At 64.3% G+C, this 1519-nt stretch carries 1 protein-coding gene; it reads left to right on the top strand.

The genetic code is table 11. From position 1 onward, the window contains the following. The first annotated feature begins 311 nt into the window (after positions 1 to 311). Entirely contained in the window at positions 312 to 1445 is a 1134-nt protein-coding gene (locus tag AB0B89_RS36375; protein ID WP_358562325.1) for a spermidine/putrescine ABC transporter substrate-binding protein, read from the top strand. The last annotated feature ends 74 nt before the right edge of the window (positions 1446 to 1519 follow it).

Raw genomic sequence — 1519 nt, 5'->3', positions numbered from 1 at the left:
ATCGGAGGCAGCGGGTGGAACCGGAGGACCGTATAGTCCCCCGGCGGGCGCGTGTTTCGCGACAGCGCCGCGACGAGTCGCGCGGTCGCGCCGTCACCGGCGACGGGTGGCCACCCGCGAGTCGCGACCCCATCTGGATCTGTTGAACTCAGATTCAACTCAACAACCAAACTACGAGCTAACAATGTCCGGGAAAGTCTTGCTCATGTTGATATGGGCTGCAACACTCCTGCTTTGGTCTGCCGTGCGAAGGTCAGGCACTGCGGTCTTTCTCGTACCACAGAACCTTCAGAACCTAAGGAGTAGCGGCCGTGTCCCGAACCCGGTACACCCGTCGTCTTCCGGCTGCCGCCGTCGCCGCCGGTCTTGCGCTCGCCCTGTCCGCGTGTGGTGGCAGCACGACCAGCGCCGACGGTACGGCGCCGAACGCGACGGCCGACCAGCTGAACCCCAACGCCGACCTGAGCAAGCAGTCGCTCACCGTGTCGATCTGGCCGGACTACAGCCCGAAGGACCTTCCCGCCAAGGTCAAAGAGAAGCTCGGCGTCGACGTGAAGATCGCCCTTCACGACACCAACGAGGCGGCGATGGCCAAGCTGGCCACCAACGCCGACAGCGGCGTCGACGTGGGATTCGTCTCGGGCCAGTACGCGCAGGCGCTGAACGAGCAGGGGCTGCTCGAACCGCTCCACCCGGAGCTCATCCCGAACCTCGCCAACCTGTACCCCGAGGCGTCGCAGCTGTCCTTCGACAAGGGCAACAAGTTCTCGGTGCCCTACACCTGGGGCACGACGGGCATCTGCTACCGCAGCGACCTGGTGAAGACCCCGCCGACCAGCTGGAACGACATCCTGAACCCGCCGGCGGAGCTCAAGGGCAAGGTCACCATGATGACCACCGAGCGGTGGCTCGCCCTGCCCGCGCTGAAGTACCTGAACTACTCCATCAACACCACCGACGACAAGCAGCTCGGCGAGGCCAAGGACCTGCTGGTCAAGGCCAAGCAGTGGGGCATGCTCTACGACGACGTCACGTTCGGCGCCAAGCTCGACAAGGGTGAGGCCGCGATGGTGGAGGCGTGGGACGGCTGGTGCCCGACCACCAACCCGAAGATCAAGTTCGTGGTGCCGAAGGAAGGTAGCGACCTCTGGTCGGACACCATGGTGATCATGAAGTCCTCCAAGAACAAGGAGGCGGCGCACGCGTTCATCAACTACATCCTCGACCCGGCCGTCCACAGCTGGGTGGCGGAGAACATCCTCTACAAGGTGCCCAACAAGGCGGCCATGGACGTCGTGGCCCAGAAGGACAAGAAGCTCCTGCAGCAGAACACGCCGCTGCAGATGACCCCGGCGGAGCTGCTGAAGGGCGAGTCGATCATCGACCTGGGCCAGGACTCCACCAAGTACACGCGTCTCGCCACCGAGATCTCGGCGCAAAAGTAGCGACGGTTCCGACTTGACTACGAAGCACGACATCGCACGACCCGGCGTGGTGACCGGCCCCTCCTCAGGCCGGT

The sequence above is a fragment of the Sphaerisporangium sp. NPDC049002 genome, assembly GCF_040649355.1.
GTDB lineage: Bacteria > Actinomycetota > Actinomycetes > Streptosporangiales > Streptosporangiaceae > Sphaerisporangium.
The sequence above is the reverse complement of the archived record's forward strand: the minus strand, read 5'-3'. Positions and strand labels throughout refer to the sequence as shown.